At 55.2% G+C, this 16,201-nt stretch carries 15 protein-coding genes, 1 tRNA gene and 2 rRNA genes; 12 read left to right on the top strand and 6 right to left on the bottom strand.

What is annotated here, in order from left to right:
- Nucleotides 1-19: 19 nt before the first annotated feature.
- The 4 genes from rplQ (at nt 20) to C3F38_RS00235 (ending at nt 1,645) form a co-directional block, all read left to right on the top strand.
- Nucleotides 20-409: a 50S ribosomal protein L17 gene (rplQ, locus tag C3F38_RS00250; RefSeq protein WP_004929726.1), complete on the top strand. Its 390-nt coding sequence runs from the start codon at nt 20-22 to the stop codon at nt 407-409.
- A gap of 148 nt (nt 410-557) precedes the next feature.
- Nucleotides 558-932, top strand: coding sequence for a DUF1992 domain-containing protein (locus C3F38_RS00245; protein ID WP_047729714.1), 375 nt, complete (start codon nt 558-560; stop codon nt 930-932).
- On the top strand, nt 932-1,363 hold the full coding sequence (gene zntR, locus C3F38_RS00240) for a Zn(2+)-responsive transcriptional regulator (protein ID WP_033636251.1): 432 nt from the start codon (nt 932-934) through the stop codon (nt 1,361-1,363). Before C3F38_RS00245 ends, zntR begins: the two co-directional genes overlap by 1 nt.
- A 75-nt stretch (nt 1,364-1,438) precedes the next feature.
- On the top strand, nt 1,439-1,645 hold the full coding sequence (locus tag C3F38_RS00235; RefSeq protein WP_055317433.1) for an alternative ribosome-rescue factor A: 207 nt from the start codon (nt 1,439-1,441) through the stop codon (nt 1,643-1,645).
- A gap of 57 nt (nt 1,646-1,702) precedes the next feature.
- Here C3F38_RS00235 and mscL read toward each other — a convergent pair whose 3' ends face one another.
- From mscL to def, 5 genes are all read right to left on the bottom strand, one after another.
- The gene (mscL, locus tag C3F38_RS00230) at nt 1,703-2,119 is read right to left on the bottom strand and encodes a large-conductance mechanosensitive channel protein MscL (protein WP_025304493.1); all 417 of its coding nucleotides are present in this window, start codon (nt 2,117-2,119) and stop codon (nt 1,703-1,705) included.
- Nucleotides 2,120-2,256: 137 nt separating this feature from the next.
- The gene (gene trkA, locus C3F38_RS00225; RefSeq protein WP_004929716.1) at nt 2,257-3,633 is read right to left on the bottom strand and encodes a Trk system potassium transporter TrkA; all 1,377 of its coding nucleotides are present in this window, start codon (nt 3,631-3,633) and stop codon (nt 2,257-2,259) included.
- A 55-nt stretch (nt 3,634-3,688) separates the two neighbouring features.
- Complete coding sequence (gene rsmB, locus C3F38_RS00220) at nt 3,689-4,978, bottom strand: 16S rRNA (cytosine(967)-C(5))-methyltransferase RsmB (RefSeq protein WP_047729716.1); 1,290 nt, start codon at nt 4,976-4,978, stop codon at nt 3,689-3,691.
- Nucleotides 4,979-5,050: 72 nt separating this feature from the next.
- Nucleotides 5,051-5,995, bottom strand: a complete 945-nt coding sequence (gene fmt, locus C3F38_RS00215; protein ID WP_048232026.1) for a methionyl-tRNA formyltransferase — start codon at nt 5,993-5,995, stop codon at nt 5,051-5,053.
- A 17-nt stretch (nt 5,996-6,012) separates the two neighbouring features.
- Nucleotides 6,013-6,522: a peptide deformylase gene (gene def, locus C3F38_RS00210; protein ID WP_047729718.1), complete on the bottom strand. Its 510-nt coding sequence runs from the start codon at nt 6,520-6,522 to the stop codon at nt 6,013-6,015.
- A 133-nt stretch (nt 6,523-6,655) separates the two neighbouring features.
- Here def and dprA point away from each other — a divergent pair, with 133 nt between their 5' ends.
- Genes dprA through aroE form a run of 5 tightly spaced genes read left to right on the top strand, consistent with a single transcriptional unit; the run spans nt 6,656 to nt 10,200 of the window.
- Nucleotides 6,656-7,777: a DNA-protecting protein DprA gene (gene dprA / locus C3F38_RS00205; RefSeq protein ID WP_048232025.1), complete on the top strand. Its 1,122-nt coding sequence runs from the start codon at nt 6,656-6,658 to the stop codon at nt 7,775-7,777.
- Nucleotides 7,749-8,222 (top strand): DUF494 family protein Smg, encoded by a 474-nt coding sequence (gene smg, locus C3F38_RS00200; RefSeq protein ID WP_033650013.1) that lies wholly within the window; start codon nt 7,749-7,751, stop codon nt 8,220-8,222. The genes dprA and smg overlap by 29 nt, the downstream gene beginning before the upstream one ends.
- Before the next feature lie 25 nt (nt 8,223-8,247).
- On the top strand, nt 8,248-8,793 hold the full coding sequence (locus tag C3F38_RS00195) for a type I DNA topoisomerase (RefSeq protein WP_019456195.1): 546 nt from the start codon (nt 8,248-8,250) through the stop codon (nt 8,791-8,793).
- Nucleotides 8,794-8,800: 7 nt separating this feature from the next.
- Nucleotides 8,801-9,370 (top strand): L-threonylcarbamoyladenylate synthase type 1 TsaC, encoded by a 570-nt coding sequence (gene tsaC / locus C3F38_RS00190; protein ID WP_055317434.1) that lies wholly within the window; start codon nt 8,801-8,803, stop codon nt 9,368-9,370.
- Nucleotides 9,371-9,381: 11 nt separating this feature from the next.
- Nucleotides 9,382-10,200 carry a shikimate dehydrogenase gene (aroE, locus tag C3F38_RS00185; RefSeq protein ID WP_047730829.1) on the top strand — a complete coding sequence of 273 codons (819 nt, stop codon included), beginning with the start codon at nt 9,382-9,384 and terminating at the stop codon, nt 10,198-10,200.
- A 38-nt stretch (nt 10,201-10,238) separates the two neighbouring features.
- Here the strand turns inward: aroE and C3F38_RS00180 are convergent, their stop codons facing one another.
- A complete protein-coding gene (locus C3F38_RS00180; RefSeq protein WP_038871735.1) occupies nt 10,239-10,781 on the bottom strand; it encodes a gamma carbonic anhydrase family protein in 543 nt (180 codons plus the stop codon).
- A 507-nt stretch (nt 10,782-11,288) separates the two neighbouring features.
- On the opposite strand from C3F38_RS00180, the gene C3F38_RS00170 reads away from it, so the two are divergent.
- The 3 genes from C3F38_RS00170 (at nt 11,289) to C3F38_RS00160 (ending at nt 16,141) form a co-directional block, all read left to right on the top strand.
- A 16S ribosomal RNA gene (locus C3F38_RS00170) occupies nt 11,289-12,830 on the top strand.
- Between the two features lie 88 nt (nt 12,831-12,918).
- A tRNA-Glu gene (locus tag C3F38_RS00165) sits at nt 12,919-12,994 on the top strand.
- Nucleotides 12,995-13,233: 239 nt separating this feature from the next.
- Nucleotides 13,234-16,141: ribosomal RNA gene (locus tag C3F38_RS00160) — 23S ribosomal RNA — on the top strand.
- The 16S and 23S rRNA genes sit together here with 1 tRNA gene alongside, the layout of an rRNA operon.
- Nucleotides 16,142-16,201: the final 60 nt, after the last annotated feature.

Here is a 16,201-nt window from a genome sequence, read left to right as displayed (position 1 = left end):
TACTGAGAAGGATAAGGTCATGCGCCATCGTAAGAGTGGTCGTCAACTGAACCGTAACAGCAGCCATCGCCAGGCTATGTTCCGTAACATGGCCGGCTCTTTGGTTCGTCATGAGATCATCAAGACGACCCTGCCAAAAGCAAAAGAGCTGCGTCGCGTTGTTGAGCCGCTGATTACTCTTGCCAAGACCGACAGCGTAGCTAATCGTCGTCTGGCATTCGCCCGTACTCGTGATAACGAGATCGTGGCAAAACTGTTTAACGAGCTGGGCCCGCGTTTCGCGAGCCGTGCCGGTGGTTACACTCGCATTCTGAAGTGTGGCTTCCGCGCAGGCGACAACGCGCCGATGGCATACATCGAGCTGGTTGATCGTGCTGAGTCTCAAGCAGAAGTAGCAACTGCAGAGTAATCTGTAGACGCGTAAAAAAACCGGGCTTGCCCGGTTTTTTTACGTCCAAATCCAGCCAAATGAGCGTAATTTCCCCGCTGCGCTTAAGATCCCCGCCCCTATCCGCTATGCTAAGGCTTCATCATTAGGCTTACCGAGGCTGTCTATCATGGGGTTGCTCGATCAATGGGCGGAACGTCATATCCTTGATGCCCAGGATAAAGGCGAGTTCGACAATCTGCCCGGCCAGGGCCAACCGTTGACGCTGGAAGATGACAGCGCGGTGCCGGCTGAACTCCGCGCCGGTTACCGTCTGCTGAAAAATGCCGGTTACCTGCCACCGGAGCTGGAAGATCGCAAAGAGGCGTTGACCGTTGCTCGCTTGCTGCAAGGGATTAGCAGTGAGCATCCGGACTATGTCGAACTCAGCAAACGCATGGCGCTGCTGGAGCATCGATTGCGTCAGGCTGGGATGAGTACGGATTTCTTGCATGGCGAATATCAGCGTGCATTGGACGGCAAATTCACCCGGGAGGAGAAGTAATGTTCAAGATAGGTCAGTTGGCCAAGCTTGCCGAAGTAACGCCGGATACCGTGCGTTACTATGAAAAGCAGGGCATGATGGATCACAATGTCCGCACCGAAGGCGGTTATCGGCTCTACACCGAGCAGGATCTGCAGCGGCTGCGCTTTATTCGCTATGCCAAGCAGCTGGGGTTTACTCTGGAAACGATTGCCGAACTGCTGTCGATCCGCGTCGATCCTGAGCATCATACCTGCCAAGAGTCGAAGTCGATCGTCGATGCACGCCTGAGCGAAGTGGAAAGCAAGTTGGCGGAGCTGACTCGTATGCGCGAATCGCTGAAGCGGCTGAGTGATGCCTGCTGCGGCACTGCCCATACCAGCAATTATTGCTCTATTCTGGAGGCCTTGGAACAGGGCGCAAGCGATGAAAAAGGCAAAAAAGGTTGCTGACGGCACTTTAATTTTTATACCGCCGGCAGTATTATCGCCCCGTTTTATTACCCCACCTTTTACAGGAGCATTATCATGACGAAATATCGTCACACTAAAGGTCAGATTCAAGATAACGCCATTGAGGCGCTGCTGTATGATCCGCTATTCCGTCAACGAGTAGAAAAGAATGTGAAAGGCAAAGGCAGCTATCGGCGTAAAGAAAAACACAACAAAGGCGGTAACTGGGAGGCCAGTGGTAAACTATCAAACGATAAGTTACCACTGGCCTTCTGGTTTTAAGCATTAAAAAAGCCACCTTCATCAGGTGGCTTTTTATTGGCATAACCAAACGCTGTTTTACAGTTTTGGCTGCTGTTGCTGGCTCAGCAGGTCACGGATTTCCGTCAGCAGTTTCTCTTCTGCGGTAGGTGCTGGCGGCGCTGCCGGGGCTTCTTCCTGCTTGCGGCGCATTTTGTTCATCAATTTAATTGCCAGGAAGATGGCGAAGGCGACAATCACGAAGTCGAATACGGTTTGAATGAATGAACCGTAGTTCATTACCACCGCCGGGACGGCGCCCTGAGCTTCACGTAATACCAGATGGAACTGTTTAAAGTCGACGCCGCCGATCAATAGGCCCAGAGGGGGCATGATGATATCGGCCACGAAGGACGAAACAATCTTGCCGAATGCAGCACCGATAATCACACCGACGGCCAAATCGACCACGTTGCCACGCATGGCAAATTCGCGAAACTCTTTCAACATACTCATAGAACGCACCCCTTGCAGAATTAATAACTCAAGTTTAACAAAGCAATTTCCCTTTGCCACAAAAGGAGAGAAGTTTTATCTCCCCCCAAGGCAGAGAACAACTACGCGATTATAGACCATCGCCTAATAAATTCGTTCTACAAGAAGAACGGGCTCGGTTGGAACAAGCGTTCAACGTCCGGCACGAATTTCTTGTCGGTAATAAACATGATGACGTGATCGCCCTGTTCGATTTTGCTATTGCCGTTGGCGATGATCACGTCGTCGCCACGCACGATCGCACCGATGGTGGTACCTGGTGGCAGCTTGATGTCTTCGACGATGCGGCCGACCACTTTGGACGTGCTTTCATCACCGTGGGCAATCGCTTCGATCGCTTCTGCCACGCCGCGGCGCAGCGATGAAACGCTGACGATATCCGCTTTGCGCACGTGCCCCAACAGGGCGGAGATGGTCGCCTGTTGGGGGGAAATGGCAATATCGATCACGCTGCCTTGCACCAGATCGACATAGGCGCGGCGCTGGATCAATACCATTACCTTCTTGGCGCCCATGCGTTTGGCCAGCATGGCGGACATGATGTTGGCCTCATCGTCGTTGGTGATAGCGATGAAGACATCCACTTGCTCGACGTGCTCTTCGGCCAGCAGCTCCTGGTCGGAGGCATCGCCGTAGAACACGATGGTATCGTGCAGCTGCTCGGCCAGTTCGGCGGCGCGTTGCTGGTTTCGCTCGATAAGTTTGACGTTGTAGTCTTTTTCCAGCTTGGCGGCCAGGCCGGCGCCGACGTTGCCGCCACCGACGATCATGATGCGCTTATACGGTTTTTCCAGCCGCTGCAGTTCGCTCATCACCGCGCGGATGTGTTGTGATGCGGCGACGAAGAACACTTCATCACCGGCTTCGATAATGGTCGAGCCTTGCGGCCGGATAGGTCTGTCCTGGCGAAAAATAGCGGCGACGCGGGTGTCGATATGCGGCATGTGTTCGCGCATCGAAGAGAGCGCATTGCCGACCAGCGGGCCACCGTAATAGGCTTTAACCGCGGCGATGCTGACCTTGCCTTCGGCGAAATTGACCACCTGCAGTGCGCCGGGGTATTCAATCAGCTTGTAGATATAGTCTATGACCAACTGTTCTGGTGAAATCAGATGGTCGATCGGCACCGCTTCCGGCAGGAACAGTTTCTCCGACTCGCGGATATATTCCGGCGCGCGGATACGGGCGATACGGTTGGGGGTATTAAACAGAGAATAGGCGATCTGGCAGGCGATCATGTTGGTTTCGTCGGAGTTGGTGACGGCGACCAGCATGTCGGCGTCTTCCGCGCCGGCTTCGCGCAGCACCCGAGGGTGAGAGCCGTGCCCCTGAACCACGCGCAGATCGAATTTATCCTGCAGCTGACGCAGACGACCGGAATCGGTATCGACGACGGTGATATCGTTGTTTTCACCCACCAGGTTTTCCGCCAGCGTCCCGCCAACCTGACCGGCACCAAGAATAATTATTTTCATCGTGTTCTCTGCTTCACACTGAAAGACTTAGGGCGCGCGTGCACGCCCCGAAGCATTACATTTTAATCAGCTTAGCGTAAAAGAAGCCATCGCCATCCTCGGGATGCGGGATATTCTGCCGCCCTGGCCGCTGCGCATCGCCGGTTTCAACCAGTTTGGCATCGGCGTGGTGCTGCAAGAACGCGGCGATCTGGCTGCTGTTTTCATCCGGCAGGATAGAGCAGGTGGCGTAAACCATCACACCGCCCGATTTCAGATGGGGCCAGACGGCTTCCAGGATCTCTGCCTGCAGCGCGGCGAGTTCTGCGATGTCGCGATCGCGGCGCAGCCATTTGATGTCGGGGTGACGGCGGATCACGCCGGTGGCGGAACAAGGTGCGTCCAGCAGGATCCGGTCGAACTGCTTATCACCGCACCATTGCTGCGGGGTGCGGCCATCACCCAGCTTAACTTCGGCATGCAAACGCAGGCGCTGCAGGTTTTCTTTCACCCGCGCCAGGCGCTGTTCGTCGATATCGACCGCCATGACGTGCGCTTTCGGTGCCGCTTCCAGAATATGCGTGGTTTTGCCGCCAGGCGCGGCGCACAAATCGAGGATCTGTTCACCGTCTTGCGGATCCAATAGATCGACACAGCCCTGGGCTGAGGCATCTTGCACGGTGACCCAGCCGTCGGCGAACCCAGGCAGATCGGTCACGGCGCAAGGCGCCAGCAAACGCACTGCATCGGCATAGTCTGCGTGAGGTTCTGCTGCGATGCCGGCGTCGTTCAACAATTGCAGATAAGCTTCCCGAGTGTGATGTAGGCGGTTGACGCGCAGCCACATCGGTGGCTTCTGGTTATTGGCGTCGACGATCTGTTCCCAGTTGGCGGGATAGGCTTGTTGAAGGCGTTTCAGCAACCAGCTTGGGTGCAGATAGCGGCTGTCATTGTTGGCGGCGCGCTGCAGCAGCTCTTCCTGCTGGCGCTGGAATTGCCGCAAGACGCCGTTAATCAGGCCTTTCAACTGCGGGCGTTTCAGCGCTACCGCGCCCTCCACGGTTTCCGCCAATACGGCGTGCGCCGGGATACGGGTATACAGCAGCTGATAGAGGCCGACCATCAGCAAATAATGCAGCGTACGTTGCTTGCCGGTCAGCGGCTTGGCCATCAATTGCTGAATGCACCATTCGAGCTGCGGCAGCACGCGCAGCGTGCCGAAACACAGTTCCTGCAGCAACCCGCGATCTTTATCGCTGATGGTGGTTTGGAGCGCCGGCAGGACGGTGCTGAGCGACTGCCCTTGATCCAGCACCTGGCCGATGGCTTTGGCAGCGATGCTGCGGAGATTGTAATTATTTTTCATAGGCTGAAGCTGATAACGATCGGCATTAAGAAAATAACGGCCCGGCGATGAGCGGCCGGGCAGTGGGGTGGCTTACAGCCGGTTACCCGGGGTAAACCATTCACGACGTGAATTTAAAAGGTCTTGCGCCGACATCGGTTTCTTGCCGGCGGGCTGCAGTTGGATCAGATTGAGGATGCCGTCGGCGGTCGCCACCTGAATGCCGTGCTTGTCGGCATGGACAACGGTGCCTGGCTCCGCGTTGGCGCTTTGCGCCAGTACGCTGGCTTGCCACACTTTCACCGGTTGATCGTCGATGGTGAAGTAGCTGACCGGCCAAGGGTTGAAGGCGCGGATACAACGCTCCAGCTGAGCGGCGGACAGTGTCCAGTCCAGGCGAGCTTCTTCTTTGCTCAGCTTCTCTGCGTAGGTGACCAGCGCTTCGTCCTGCACTTCGCGGGTGGCGCTGCCGCTTGCCATTTGGCGCAGCGTAGTCAGCATGCCCTGCGGGCCGAGCTGTGCCAGCTTGTCGTAGAGACTGGCGCTGGTATCGCTGCTCTCAATCGGGCAGGCAATCTTGTGCATCATGTCACCGGTATCGAGACCGACGTCCATCTGCATGATGGTCACGCCGGTTTCGCTGTCGCCGGCCCAGAGAGAACGCTGGATCGGTGCCGCGCCGCGCCAGCGAGGCAGCAGCGAGCCATGTACGTTGATGCAACCGAGACGCGGCATATCCAGCACCGCCTGCGGCAGGATCAGTCCGTAGGCAACCACCACCATCACGTCGGCGTGGAGTTCGGCCACCAGGCGTTGGTTCTCTTCGGGGCGCAGCGATTTGGGCTGAAAGACCGGCAGTTGGTGTTGTTCAGCCAGCACTTTGACCGGGCTTGGCGTCAGCTTATTGCCGCGGCCCGCCGGGCGGTCGGGCTGGGTAAAAACGCCGACAATCTGGTGCTCAGATGACAACAGCGCGTCAAGATGACGCGCTGCGAAGTCTGGTGTTCCGGCGAAAATAATCCGTAAAGAGTCAGACACGTTGATTTCCTGATCGGTTAGGCGCGGGCTTGAAGCTTGGCCATTTTTTCCAGTTTCTGACGAATGCGCTGACGCTTGAGCGGCGACAGGTAATCGACGAACAGTTTACCCATCAGGTGATCCATCTCGTGCTGGATGCAGATCGCCAACAGATCGTCCGCTTCCAGCTCGAAAGGTTTGCCTTCGCGATCCAGCGCGCGGATCTTCACCTGCGCGGCACGGGGTACCAACGCACGCTGTTCGGGAATGGAAAGACAGCCTTCCTCGATGCCGGTTTCGCCGCTTGTTTCCAGCAGTTCCGGGTTGATCAGCACCAGGCGCTGATCGCGATTCTCGGAGACGTCGATCACGATAATGCGCTGATGGATATCCACCTGAGTCGCAGCCAGGCCAATGCCTTCCTCTGCGTACATGGTTTCAAACATATCATCCACGATGCGCTGGATATCTGCATTGACTTCTTTTACCGGCGCTGCGACTTTGCGCAGACGCTCGTCTGGGAAATGTAATACCTGCAAGACTGACATATATCTTTAGATCTGTATCCGAGTAATGAACGAGGTTTAACCTCTATTCTAGACATTTCCCGGCCTGATTGACAGCATTGCGCACCAATTGCTCAGATTGGTAATACCACCGTTTTTGCTGAGGGAACAGACGATGCGGCCGGAAGAGATCGCTTTACGGATGCGAGGGGTAACGGGGCTGCAGACCGTTGTGGCCAGCCGGATCGCGCGGCAGCTATCGCAAATGGGGTGCGAGCCTCGCAGCGCGTTGCGTGAACTGGGATTGAACGAACGGCAGCAGACGCAGTTCAACCAGGTGGATCCCGGTTATTTGGCGGCGACCCTGCGTTGGCTGGAGGAGCCGGCGCACCGTATGCTGAACTACGGAGCGGCCGGCTATCCGGAACGCCTGGCCCAGATCGACGATGCGCCGCTGTTTCTGCTGATCGAGGGCGATCCTCAGGCGTTGCTGCGTCCGCAGCTCGCCATGGTTGGCAGCCGGCAGTTCAGCCACTACGGCGAGCGTTGGGCCAATTATTTCGCCGAGGAATTGGCGCGTTGCGGTTTCACCATCACCAGCGGTTTGGCGATCGGCATCGACGGCATTTGCCATCGCGCAGCGCTGGCGGCCGGGGGTTGCACGGTAGCGGTGTTGGGCAGCGGGCTGGCCAATGTTTATCCACGCCGGCACCGCAGGCTCGCGGAGCAGATTGTCGAGCAGGGTGGCGCGGTGATTTCAGATCATTTGGTCACCGATTTACCTCTGGCCGACCATTTTCCGCGCCGTAACCGCATTATCAGCGGACTGAGCCAGGGCGTTTTGGTCATAGAAGCCTCGTTGCGCAGCGGTACTCTGGTGACGGCTCGCTATGCGCTGGAGCAGGGGCGTGAAGTGTTCGCCTTGCCGGGGCCGTTAGGGAACCCGATGAGCGAGGGGACACATTGGCTGATCCAACAGGGCGCGCACCTGGTCACCGGGCCTAAAGATATCGCAGAATTGCTGGGAAGCGGCCTTCACTGGCTGCCACTGAACGAAAATACAACTATTTGTGCGTCGCAGGCTGAAGTTGAATTGCCATTTGCCGATGTGTTGGCTAACGTAGGAGATGAGGTGACACCTGTTGACGTCGTCGCTGAACGTGCCGGCCAACCTGTGCCAGTGGTGGTAATCAAGTTACTCGAACTGGAGTTAGCAGGCTGGATCGCAGCTGTACCCGGCGGCTATGTCCGAATAAGGAGGGCAAGCCATGTTCGACGTACTCATGTACTTGTTTGAAACTTATATCCACAATGAACCAGAGATGCGCGTCGATCAGGATCAACTGACTGATGATCTCGCTCAGGCGGGGTTTCATCGGGATGATATCTACAACGCGTTGAATTGGCTTGAGAAGTTGGCTGACCTGCAAGAAGGTCAAAATGCGCCTTACTTTATGGATGCCGATCCGCTGGCGATGCGGATCTACACCGAAGAGGAAAGCGCGCGTCTGGACGCCGGCTGCCGTGGTTTTCTCCTGTTCCTGGAACAGATTCAGGTATTGAACCTCGAAACCCGTGAAATGGTTATCGACCGCGTTATGGCCTTGGATAATGCGGAATTCGATCTCGAAGATCTGAAATGGGTCGTGTTGATGGTGCTGTTTAATATCCCCGGATATGAAAGCGCCTATCAGCAAATGGAAGAACTGTTGTTTGAAGTGAACGAAGGTTATCTGCATTGAGCCGATAACGCGCATAGAAGACGTTATGACAAAAAACGCGATTTTTGCCGCCAGGCAAAATGAACCCTGTCCGGAATGCGGGGCCGAGTTGGTGATCCGTAGCGGTCGCCACGGCCCCTTCCTCGGCTGTTCCCAGTACCCTGAATGCCAATATATTCGCCCGCTGAAAGCGCAGGCCGATGGGCATATCGTCAAGGTGCTGGATGGGCAGCAGTGCCCGAAGTGCCAGGCGACGTTGGTGCTGCGCCAGGGGCGCTATGGCATGTTTATCGGTTGCAGCGATTATCCGCAGTGCGATCACACTGAAGTGATCGATAAGCCTGACGAAACCGCCATTACCTGCCCGCAGTGCGGTCAGGGCAAACTGCTGCAGCGTAAGTCGCGCTATGGCAAGGTTTTTCACTCCTGCGATCGTTACCCGGAATGCCAATTTGCCCTCAATGTTAAACCCGTCGCCGGTGAATGTGCCTATTGCCATTATCCGCTGCTGATGGAAAAGCGCACGGCAAAAGGCCCCGTCCTGTGCTGTGCCAGCAAGCTGTGCGGAAAACCCGTCGCGACTACAGAATAATCACATCATGAACTCAGAATTAAGCCCGAACCTTGTATCTATCATCGATGCTTTGCATCAACAGCAGGTGATTGCCTATCCTACCGAAGCGGTATTCGGCCTGGGGTGCGATCCCGACAGCGAACAGGCGGTCAATGCGCTGCTGGCGTTGAAACAGCGGCCGTGGGAAAAGGGGCTGATTCTGATCGCCGCCGACTATGCGCAGCTTAAGCCTTATATCGACAACAGTGCGCTCAGCGAACAGCAACGCGCGACGATGTTCGCCAGTTGGCCTGGGCCGGTAACCTGGGTGTTGCCTGCTCGCCCGGAGACGCCACGTTTACTGACCGGGCGTTTCAGCTCGCTGGCGGTGCGCGTTAGCGATCACCCGTTGGTGCAGCGGCTGTGTCGGCAGTACGGCAAGCCGCTGGTATCGACCAGTGCCAATCTCAGTGGATTGGAGCCGTGCCGCAGTGCGGATGAAGTCACACGACAATTCGGCACTGCTTTCCCGGTATTGGCCGGCGAGGTGGGTGGCCGTCTTAATCCTTCCGAAATCAGAGATGCTCTGACCGGCGAACAGATCCGTCAGGGCTAGAGGTAATGGGCATGGAGAAGTTTGCGGTATTTGGCAACCCTATCGGTCACAGCAAGTCGCCGCGAATTCATGCGCTGTTCGCTGCCCAGACTGGCATTGAGCATCCTTATGGAGCGGTGTTGGCGCCGTTGGATGGTTTTGAAACCAGCCTGCAGGCGTTTATCCACGCCGGAGGGCTGGGGGCGAACGTCACGGTGCCTTTCAAAGAGCGTGCTTATGAGCTCGCCTCCGAGCTGAGTGAGCGTGCAGCGATGGCCGGGGCGGTCAATACCCTGAAGGTATTGCCGAATGGCGGTCTATTGGGGGATAACACCGACGGCATCGGTTTGCTGACCGATCTACAGCGTCAACAATTGATCCGGCCGCAGGATCGCATTCTGCTGGTGGGCGCCGGCGGCGCAGCGCGCGGCGTGATCCTACCGCTGCTGTCTTTCGGCTGCCGGCTCACGATCACCAACCGCACCTTCAGCCGAGCTCAGGAGTTGGCCCACGCTTTCCGGCATTTGGGGGAAATCTCGGCGGCGCCGATGGATCAACTGGATCAGCAAGCGTTCGATCTGGTGATCAATGCGACGGCGTCCGGCATCAGCGGGGAGATCCCGGCCTTGCCCGCGGGCGTAGTCAACGTGCAAACCCGTTGCTATGACATGTTTTATCAGCAGGGCGTCACGCCATTCCTGGCCTGGGCGCAGCAGCGGGGGGCAACCGAATATGCCGATGGGCTGGGTATGCTGGTGGGGCAGGCGGCGCATGCTTTCCTGCTTTGGCACGGAGTGATGCCAGAGATCGAGCCGGTATTGCGCCAGCTGCGCAGCGAGCTGGCGGCATAAATCCTACCCCGTTCTCTTTATAGGGAACGGGGCGCCCATCAGATATCTTCCGACAGGTATTCGTCTTTCCAGCGTACATAGTTGTTAGAAGAATAAAGCAATCCCTCCAACTCGGCGGCGGTCAACGGCCGAACCTGGCGTGCCGGGCTACCCATATAAAGATAGCCGCTCGCCAGGCGCTTGCCCGGCGCCACCAAACTGCCGGCGCCAATCATTACGTCGTCTTCTACTACTACACCGTCCAACAGGATCGATCCCATACCGACCAGCACTCGGTTGCCGATGGCGCAGCCGTGCAGCATCGCTTTATGGCCCACGGTCACGTCTTCCCCAATCAGCAGGGGAAAACCGTCGGGGTTGTGTTCGGAACGGTGAGTCACATGCAGTACGCTGCCGTCCTGAATATTGCTGCGCGCGCCGATCTTTACCGCATTGACGTCGCCGCGGATAGCGACCAGCGGCCAGATGCTGACGTCATCCGCCAGATCGACGTCGCCGATCACGACGCTGGAAGGATCGATCAAGACGCGCTGACCGAGTTTGGGGGTGTATTGAAGATAAGAACGTACTGCATCGGACATAATGCTGCCTCACGTCGGGATCATATTTACCGGCAATACTAGACTCTGACGATGGAATTACAACCAACGACAGCGCCGGATCCTGCGGAAAATGGCCCTGATCGCACAAGATCCACCCGGAAGGGCTGAAAAGTGTGCAAATAGAAAGAAAAGATCAAAAAAGGGGTTGTGCAAAAAACTCGGATCCCTATAATGCGCCTCCATCGACACGGAACATGTGAACAACTTCACAGAGTATCCGGGGGTCGCAGAGAAAAAATCCTGAAAATTAGGGTTGACTCTGAAAGAGGAAAGCGTAATATACGCCACCTCGAGTTAGCAAGCGAAAGCGCCTAACTCACTGCTCTTTAACAATTTATCAGACAATCTGTGTGGGCACTCCACAAGACGATATCCAGCATCTTCGGATGCAAAAAAATATCAAGTCTTGAAGAGTGACTAACTGAAGTAAAATTCATGCAGTAAATCTTTGAGCATCGCTTCTCGAGTGGAAGCAAATCAAGCTTTTAATTGAAGAGTTTGATCATGGCTCAGATTGAACGCTGGCGGCAGGCTTAACACATGCAAGTCGAGCGGTAGCACAGGGGAGCTTGCTCCCTGGGTGACGAGCGGCGGACGGGTGAGTAATGTCTGGGAAACTGCCTGATGGAGGGGGATAACTACTGGAAACGGTAGCTAATACCGCATAACGTCGCAAGACCAAAGAGGGGGACCTTCGGGCCTCTTGCCATCAGATGTGCCCAGATGGGATTAGCTAGTAGGTGGGGTAATGGCTCACCTAGGCGACGATCCCTAGCTGGTCTGAGAGGATGACCAGCCACACTGGAACTGAGACACGGTCCAGACTCCTACGGGAGGCAGCAGTGGGGAATATTGCACAATGGGCGCAAGCCTGATGCAGCCATGCCGCGTGTGTGAAGAAGGCCTTCGGGTTGTAAAGCACTTTCAGCGAGGAGGAAGGTGGTGAACTTAATACGTTCATCAATTGACGTTACTCGCAGAAGAAGCACCGGCTAACTCCGTGCCAGCAGCCGCGGTAATACGGAGGGTGCAAGCGTTAATCGGAATTACTGGGCGTAAAGCGCACGCAGGCGGTTTGTTAAGTCAGATGTGAAATCCCCGGGCTCAACCTGGGAACTGCATTTGAAACTGGCAAGCTAGAGTCTCGTAGAGGGGGGTAGAATTCCAGGTGTAGCGGTGAAATGCGTAGAGATCTGGAGGAATACCGGTGGCGAAGGCGGCCCCCTGGACGAAGACTGACGCTCAGGTGCGAAAGCGTGGGGAGCAAACAGGATTAGATACCCTGGTAGTCCACGCTGTAAACGATGTCGATTTGGAGGTTGTGCCCTTGAGGCGTGGCTTCCGGAGCTAACGCGTTAAATCGACCGCCTGGGGAGTACGGCCGCAAGGTTAAAACTCAAATGAATTGACGGGGGCCCGCACAAGCGGTGGAGCATGTGGTTTAATTCGATGCAACGCGAAGAACCTTACCTACTCTTGACATCCAGAGAACTTAGCAGAGATGCTTTGGTGCCTTCGGGAACTCTGAGACAGGTGCTGCATGGCTGTCGTCAGCTCGTGTTGTGAAATGTTGGGTTAAGTCCCGCAACGAGCGCAACCCTTATCCTTTGTTGCCAGCGGTTCGGCCGGGAACTCAAAGGAGACTGCCAGTGATAAACTGGAGGAAGGTGGGGATGACGTCAAGTCATCATGGCCCTTACGAGTAGGGCTACACACGTGCTACAATGGCATATACAAAGAGAAGCGACCTCGCGAGAGCAAGCGGACCTCATAAAGTATGTCGTAGTCCGGATTGGAGTCTGCAACTCGACTCCATGAAGTCGGAATCGCTAGTAATCGTAGATCAGAATGCTACGGTGAATACGTTCCCGGGCCTTGTACACACCGCCCGTCACACCATGGGAGTGGGTTGCAAAAGAAGTAGGTAGCTTAACCTTCGGGAGGGCGCTTACCACTTTGTGATTCATGACTGGGGTGAAGTCGTAACAAGGTAACCGTAGGGGAACCTGCGGTTGGATCACCTCCTTACCTAAAGATATTAGTTCGAGTGGCGTGCTCACACAGATTGTCTGATGAAAAAGTAACGAGCAAAAGCGTCATAAAAGTACGGTGTCGTGTCCCCTTCGTCTAGAGGCCTAGGACACCGCCCTTTCACGGCGGTAACAGGGGTTCGAATCCCCTAGGGGACGCCAAGCTTCCGACCCACCCGGTGAAAGCGGCGGTCCCCAGTATCTGACGATACACCATATCTTAAAGATGACTTGCGAGTCATGTTTAAGATATTGCTCTTTAACAATCTGGAACAAGCTGAAAATTGAAACATGACGGCTGAAATTTATCCCTCCGTAGAAGTATTGGGGTAAAGAGTAACCTGTCATAGAGTCTCTCAAATGTTTGCAGCGCGAACGATGGAAACATCTTCGGGTTGTGAGGTTAAGTGACTAAGCGTACACGGTGGATGCCTAGGCAGTCAGAGGCGATGAAGGGCGTGCTAATCTGCGAAAAGCGTCGGTAAGGTGATATGAACCGTTACAACCGGCGATACCCGAATGGGGAAACCCAGTGTGTTTCGACACACTATCATGTCATGAATACATAGTGGCATGAGGCGAACCGGGGGAACTGAAACATCTAAGTACCCCGAGGAAAAGAAATCAACCGAGATTCCCCCAGTAGCGGCGAGCGAACGGGGAGGAGCCCAGAACCTGAATCGGCTTGTGTGTTAGTGGAAGCGTCTGGAAAGTCGCGCAGCAAAGGGTGATAGCCCCGTACACCAAAATGCACAGGTCGTGAGTTCGATGAGTAGGGCGGGACACGTGACATCCTGTCTGAATATGGGGGGGACCATCCTCCAAGGCTAAATACTCCTGACTGACCGATAGTGAACCAGTACCGTGAGGGAAAGGCGAAAAGAACCCCGGCGAGGGGAGTGAAATAGAACCTGAAACCGTGTACGTACAAGCAGTGGGAGCACCTTCGTGGTGTGACTGCGTACCTTTTGTATAATGGGTCAGCGACTTATATTTTGTAGCAAGGTTAACCGTATAGGGGAGCCGTAGGGAAACCGAGTCTTAACTGGGCGAATAGTTGCAAGGTATAGACCCGAAACCCGGTGATCTAGCCATGGGCAGGTTGAAGGTTGGGTAACACTAACTGGAGGACCGAACCGACTAATGTTGAAAAATTAGCGGATGACTTGTGGCTGGGGGTGAAAGGCCAATCAAACCGGGAGATAGCTGGTTCTCCCCGAAAGCTATTTAGGTAGCGCCTCGTGAACTCATCTTCGGGGGTAGAGCACTGTTTCGGCTAGGGGGCCATCCCGGCTTACCAAACCGATGCAAACTCCGAATACCGAAGAATGTTATCACGGGAGACACACGGCGGGTGCTAACGTCCGTCGTGAAGAGGGAAACAACCCAGACCGCCAGCTAAGGTCCCAAAGTCATGGTTAAGTGGGAAACGATGTGGGAAGGCATAGACAGCCAGGATGTTGGCTTAGAAGCAGCCATCATTTAAAGAAAGCGTAATAGCTCACTGGTCGAGTCGGCCTGCGCGGAAGATGTAACGGGGCTAAACCATGCACCGAAGCTGCGGCAGCGACGCTTAGCGTTGTTGGGTAGGGGAGCGTTCTGTAAGCCGTTGAAGGTGGCCTGTGAGGGTTGCTGGAGGTATCAGAAGTGCGAATGCTGACATAAGTAACGATAAAGCGGGTGAAAAGCCCGCTCGCCGGAAGACCAAGGGTTCCTGTCCAACGTTAATCGGGGCAGGGTGAGTCGACCCCTAAGGCGAGGCTGAAAAGCGTAGTCGATGGGAAACAGGTTAATATTCCTGTACTTGGTGTTACTGCGAAGGGGGGACGGAGAAGGCTAGGCTAGCCGGGCGACGGTTGTCCCGGTTTAAGCGTGTAGGGGGTGTGACCTGGTAAATCCGGTTACATATCAACCCTGAGGCGTGATGACGATGCACTACGGTGCAGAAGTAGTTGATGCCCTGCTTCCAGGAAAAGCCTCTAAGCTCCAGGTAACATTGAATCGTACCCCAAACCGACACAGGTGGTCAGGTAGAGAATACCAAGGCGCTTGAGAGAACTCGGGTGAAGGAACTAGGCAAAATGGTGCCGTAACTTCGGGAGAAGGCACGCTGGCATGTAGGTGAAGTCCTTCGCGGATGGAGCTGAAGCCAGTCGAAGATACCAGCTGGCTGCAACTGTTTAATAAAAACACAGCACTGTGCAAACACGAAAGTGGACGTATACGGTGTGACGCCTGCCCGGTGCTGGAAGGTTAATTGATGGGGTCAGCCGCAAGGCGAAGCTCTTGATCGAAGCCCCAGTAAACGGCGGCCGTAACTATAACGGTCCTAAGGTAGCGAAATTCCTTGTCGGGTAAGTTCCGACCTGCACGAATGGCGTAATGATGGCCAGGCTGTCTCCACCCGAGACTCAGTGAAATTGAACTCGCTGTGAAGATGCAGTGTACCCGCGGCAAGACGGAAAGACCCCGTGAACCTTTACTATAGCTTGACACTGAACATTGAGCCTTGATGTGTAGGATAGGTGGGAGGCTTTGAAGCGTGGACGCCAGTCTGCGTGGAGCCATCCTTGAAATACCACCCTTTAATGTTTGATGTTCTAACTCGGCCCCATAATCTGGGGTGAGGACAGTGTCTGGTGGGTAGTTTGACTGGGGCGGTCTCCTCCCAAAGAGTAACGGAGGAGCACGAAGGTTAGCTAATCACGGTCGGACATCGTGAGGTTAGTGCAAAGGCATAAGCTAGCTTGACTGCGAGAGTGACGGCTCGAGCAGGTACGAAAGTAGGTCTTAGTGATCCGGTGGTTCTGAATGGAAGGGCCATCGCTCAACGGATAAAAGGTACTCCGGGGATAACAGGCTGATACCGCCCAAGAGTTCATATCGACGGCGGTGTTTGGCACCTCGATGTCGGCTCATCACATCCTGGGGCTGAAGTAGGTCCCAAGGGTATGGCTGTTCGCCATTTAAAGTGGTACGCGAGCTGGGTTTAGAACGTCGTGAGACAGTTCGGTCCCTATCTGCCGTGGGCGTTGGAAGATTGAGAGGGGTTGCTCCTAGTACGAGAGGACCGGAGTGAACGCACCACTGGTGTTCGGGTTGTCATGCCAATGGCATTGCCCGGTAGCTAAGTGCGGAAAAGATAAGCGCTGAAAGCATCTAAGCGCGAAACTTGCCTCAAGATGAGTCTTCCCTGGACCTTTAAGGTCCCTGAAGGAACGTTTAAGACTAAGACGTTGATAGGCTGGGTGTGTAAGTGCAGCGATGCATTGAGCTAACCAGTACTAATGATCCGTGAGGCTTAACCTTACAACACCGAAGGTGTTTTGGTGAGACCAAGACAATATTCAGCTTGTTTACAGATTGGTT

Origin of the sequence: Serratia sp. SSNIH1, from assembly GCF_002935055.1 — a bacterium.
Taxonomy (GTDB): domain Bacteria; phylum Pseudomonadota; class Gammaproteobacteria; order Enterobacterales; family Enterobacteriaceae; genus Serratia; species Serratia nevei.
Note: the sequence above shows the minus strand (reverse complement) of the source record. Positions and strands in the feature narration are given on the sequence as shown.

Excerpts from the sequence above, each read along its gene's own strand:
- rplQ (WP_004929726.1), top strand. The coding sequence starts at position 20 with ATGCGCCATCGTAAGAGTGGTCGTCAACTGAACCGTAACAGCAGCCAT.
- C3F38_RS00245 (WP_047729714.1), top strand. The coding sequence starts at position 558 with ATGGGGTTGCTCGATCAATGGGCGGAACGTCATATCCTTGATGCCCAG.
- zntR (WP_033636251.1), top strand. The coding sequence starts at position 932 with ATGTTCAAGATAGGTCAGTTGGCCAAGCTTGCCGAAGTAACGCCGGAT.
- C3F38_RS00235 (WP_055317433.1), top strand. The coding sequence starts at position 1,439 with ATGACGAAATATCGTCACACTAAAGGTCAGATTCAAGATAACGCCATT.
- mscL (WP_025304493.1), bottom strand. The coding sequence starts at position 2,119 with ATGAGTATGTTGAAAGAGTTTCGCGAATTTGCCATGCGTGGCAACGTG.
- trkA (WP_004929716.1), bottom strand. The coding sequence starts at position 3,633 with ATGAAAATAATTATTCTTGGTGCCGGTCAGGTTGGCGGGACGCTGGCG.
- rsmB (WP_047729716.1), bottom strand. The coding sequence starts at position 4,978 with ATGAAAAATAATTACAATCTCCGCAGCATCGCTGCCAAAGCCATCGGC.
- def (WP_047729718.1), bottom strand. The coding sequence starts at position 6,522 with ATGTCAGTCTTGCAGGTATTACATTTCCCAGACGAGCGTCTGCGCAAA.
- dprA (WP_048232025.1), top strand. The coding sequence starts at position 6,656 with ATGCGGCCGGAAGAGATCGCTTTACGGATGCGAGGGGTAACGGGGCTG.
- smg (WP_033650013.1), top strand. The coding sequence starts at position 7,749 with ATGTTCGACGTACTCATGTACTTGTTTGAAACTTATATCCACAATGAA.
- C3F38_RS00195 (WP_019456195.1), top strand. The coding sequence starts at position 8,248 with ATGACAAAAAACGCGATTTTTGCCGCCAGGCAAAATGAACCCTGTCCG.
- tsaC (WP_055317434.1), top strand. The coding sequence starts at position 8,801 with ATGAACTCAGAATTAAGCCCGAACCTTGTATCTATCATCGATGCTTTG.
- aroE (WP_047730829.1), top strand. The coding sequence starts at position 9,382 with ATGGAGAAGTTTGCGGTATTTGGCAACCCTATCGGTCACAGCAAGTCG.
- C3F38_RS00180 (WP_038871735.1), bottom strand. The coding sequence starts at position 10,781 with ATGTCCGATGCAGTACGTTCTTATCTTCAATACACCCCCAAACTCGGT.